This is a genomic window from Streptomyces phyllanthi (assembly GCF_009377205.1).
Taxonomy (GTDB): domain Bacteria; phylum Actinomycetota; class Actinomycetes; order Streptomycetales; family Streptomycetaceae; genus Streptomyces; species Streptomyces phyllanthi.
Genome location: NZ_VJZE01000698.1, coordinates 1 through 3,245 on the forward strand (window position 1 = coordinate 1; position 3,245 = coordinate 3,245).

2 protein-coding genes and 1 pseudogene are annotated in these 3,245 nt (G+C 73.5%); all 3 read right to left on the reverse strand.

Going from position 1 to position 3,245, the window contains the following annotated elements:
- A partial coding sequence (locus FNH04_RS43595) for an acyclic terpene utilization AtuA family protein (RefSeq protein WP_322725575.1) occupies positions 1–1,366 on the reverse strand: 1,366 nt, incomplete at its 3' end.
- Positions 1,363–2,241, reverse strand: coding sequence for a TIGR03084 family metal-binding protein (locus tag FNH04_RS43600; RefSeq protein ID WP_152791772.1), 879 nt, complete (start codon positions 2,239–2,241; stop codon positions 1,363–1,365). The genes FNH04_RS43595 and FNH04_RS43600, both read right to left, overlap by 4 nt.
- An 84-nt stretch (positions 2,242–2,325) precedes the next feature.
- Positions 2,326–3,245, reverse strand: a pseudogene (locus tag FNH04_RS43605) (ABC transporter transmembrane domain-containing protein); the annotation flags it as partial.

A 3,245-nucleotide genomic window follows, 5' to 3' on the forward strand; every position in this document is an offset into this window, starting at 1 on the left:
GGCCGAGACCGGGTGGCAGGGGCTCGGATGGCAGGGGCTCGGATGGCAGGGGTTCCTCGACGGGCTGGAGTACGAGGGTGTCGTGGGCCGGGGTCACGGGGATCCGGCGCCCGTCGTGGAGGACCGCCATATGGTCGACGGCGCCCTGGGGGACGTACGCCTCCTCGAAGACCCCGTAGGGCGCGCCCTTTCCGGGTGGGGCCAGCACATGGAAGCCGGGGTAGCTCGCGAGCGCCAGCTCCACGGCGGCACCGCTGAGGGCACGCCCCACGACCGTCTGGTCCGGATCCCGTACGACGAGCCGCAGCAGCGCGCTGGCGGTCTCCTCGGTGGGGGCGTCGGGGTGGTCGGTGCGGGCCAGGTCCCAGCGCGCCTCGCCGGGCGGCGACTTGGCCAGGGCGTCCGTCATCTGCCGCCGTACGAGCTCGGCCTTGGCCTCGATGTCGAGTCCCGTGAGGACGAAGGCGACCTCGTTGCGGAATCCGCCGAGCCGGTTGAGGCCGACCTTGAGCGTGGGGGGCGGGGCCTCTCCGCGCACGCCGGTGACGCGTACCCGGTCGGGGCCCTCCTGGGTCAGCCGTACGGTGTCCAGCCGGGCGGTGACGTCGGGCCCGGCGTACCGGGCGCCGGCCGTCTCGTACAGGAGCTGCGCCGTCACGGTGCCGACGTCGACGATGCCGCCGGTGCCGGGGTGCTTGGTGATGACGGCGGTGCCGTCCTCGTGCAGCTCGGCGAGGGGGAAACCGGGGCGGCGGACGTCGCCCTCGTGGAAGAACGCGTAGTTGCCGCCGGTGGCCTGCGTCCCGCACTCCAGGACGTGCCCGGCGACGACGGCACCCGCCAGCCGGTCGTACTCCCCCGGCCCCCACCCGAAGTGGGCGGCGGCGGGCCCGGTGACGAGGGCCGCGTCCGTCACCCGCCCGGTGACCACGATGTCGGCGCCCTCGCGCAGACAGGCGGCGATACCGAAGCCGCCGAGGTAGGCGTGGGCGGCGAGGGCGTCCGGGTGGTTCGGGCCGAGGTCGTCGCCCTCCACGTGGGCCACGCGGGCGGGGATACCGAGCCGGTCCGCCAACCGCCGTACGGCGTCGGCGAGTCCGGCCGGGTTGAGGCCGCCCGCGTTGGTGACGATACGGACGCCCCGGTCGTGGGCGAGGCCCAGGCACTCCTCCAGCTGGCGCAGGAAGGTGCGGGCGTATCCGGCGCCGGGGTCCTTCAGGCGCTCGCGGCCGAGGATGAGCATCGTCAGCTCGGCGAGGTAGTCGCCGGTGAGGACGTCGAGGGGCCCGTCGGTGAGCATCTCGCGCATCGCGTCGAAGCGGTCGCCGTAGAAGCCGGAGGCGTTGCCGATACGGAGGGGCCTCACCGGGGCTCCTGCTCGGGCTCCTGCTTGGACCCCGCCTTGGGCTCCTGCCTGGATCCCTGCCCGGGCTTCTTCTCGGACCCCTGTTCGGGCTCCTGCTCGGGCGCGCGTCCCTTGCCGGGTGGGCCCGCGAAGGCCTGTGCGATGTCCAGCCACTGCTCGGCGTCGGGGCCGTCGGCGCGGAGTGCGAGGTCGGCGCGGTGGCCCCGCTGGGTGACCAGGAGGCAGAAGTCGAGGGCGGGCCCGGTGACGTGCTGCGAGGCGTCGTCGGGGCCGTACGTCCACGTCTCGCCGGAGGGGCCGAGGAGTTCGACGCGGAACTCCTCGAACGGCGGGGTGAGTCCGTGCACGCCGAAGGCGAAGTCGCGGGTGCGGACGCCGAGGCGCGCGATGTGCCGGAGCCGGTCGGTGGGGGTGCGGGCCGCTCCCAGCGCGTCGGCGATGTCCAGGCCATGGGCCCAGGTCTCCATGAGGCGGGCGGTGGCCATGGAGGCGGTGGACATGGGCGGGCCGTACCAAGGGAACCGCGCGCCGTCGGGTGCGGCGCGCAGGGCGTCCTCCAGGGCCTCGCGTCCGGCCCGCCAGTCCGCGAGCAGCTGTGCGGGCGGCTTACCTGCTCCCTCCTCCGCGCCGTTGTCCACGAAGTCCCCGGGCGAGGTCAGTGCGTTCTCGACCTCGCGGGCGAAGGCGTTCTGGTCGGTCACGGCCAGCACGGAGGAGTGGTCGGTCCAGGCGAGGTGCGCGATCTGGTGGGCGACGGTCCAGCCGGGGGCGGGGGTCGCGAGCGCCCACTGCTCCGGGGTCAACTCGGCCACGAGCAGGTCGAGTTCCTCGCTCTCGGCGCGGAGATCGTCGATCACGGGCATCGGGTCGGCCATGGGGGGAGCATGTCAGCGAGGACAGAAACAAGCAAGCGTGCTTGCATTGTTTTTGGGGTGGGTTCGGCGGGGCGCTGTTCTGCCCCGGCCGGTGCCGGGGTAGCGGAAGGAGACGTCCCGGACCTCCACCGTGCCGTCGGGCCGGCCGGTCTCCCGGTGCGCGCGGCCGGCCGGGTCGGTGACGGCGGGGCGGGCGTCGAGCACCTCGACCAGCCGTTCGGCGCCAGCCGTGACCACGGCGACGAGGAGGCCCAGCTGGGCGAGGCTGCGGATGGGCGGGTAGAGGTAGCCGAGGAGGGCGGCGAAAGCGAGCAGCTGGCCGAGTGTCATCTGACCCTCGGAGATCTCCCATACGCCGATGTCGATCGCGGCCAGGACGCAGACGGTCTCGATGACCTGGACGAGCTGCCCGTACGCCTGATTGAGGCGCGCCGAGCGGACGGAGGCGCGGAACCAGGTCGCGGAGAACCTGCGCGCGGCCAGCCAGAACAGCGGGGCCAGGGCGAAGGTGGCCGCGGCGAGGTCCCAGCGCAGCCAGAAGGCGGCCGCCGCGTAGAAGACGGCGCTGAACAGCGCGGACGCGGTACCGATGAGGCCGGAGACGGCCATCTGCTCGACGGCCTCGACGTCACCGGTCAGCCGGGAGAGCAGGTCGCCCTGGCGGTGGCGCTGGAAGAAGTGCGGGGGCAGTTTCTGCACGCGGTCGAAGACGTGCTCGCGCAACCGCATCACGAACCGCTCCGACACCCATACGGCGAGGGAGCCGCCCGCGTATCCGATGGCCGCGCCCACGACGGCGATGGCGAGCCACTGGGCAGCGGGGGTCCAGAAGGCGTCCAGCGAGCCGTTCTGCAGCGCGTTGTCGGTGAGGTCGCCGAAGAGCAGGATCGCGGAGGTCTCCGCGAGGGCGCCCAGCACGGTGCACAGCCAGACGAGCACGAGCCAGCGCCGCAGCCCCTTGGTCATGGGCCAGAAGCGGCGGAAGGCGGTGCGGGCGGGGAGGG

What these genes read in the sequence shown, in the direction of transcription:
- FNH04_RS43600 (WP_152791772.1), bottom strand. Translation starts at nt 2,241, where the DNA reads ATGGCCGACCCGATGCCCGTGATCGACGATCTCCGCGCCGAGAGCGAG.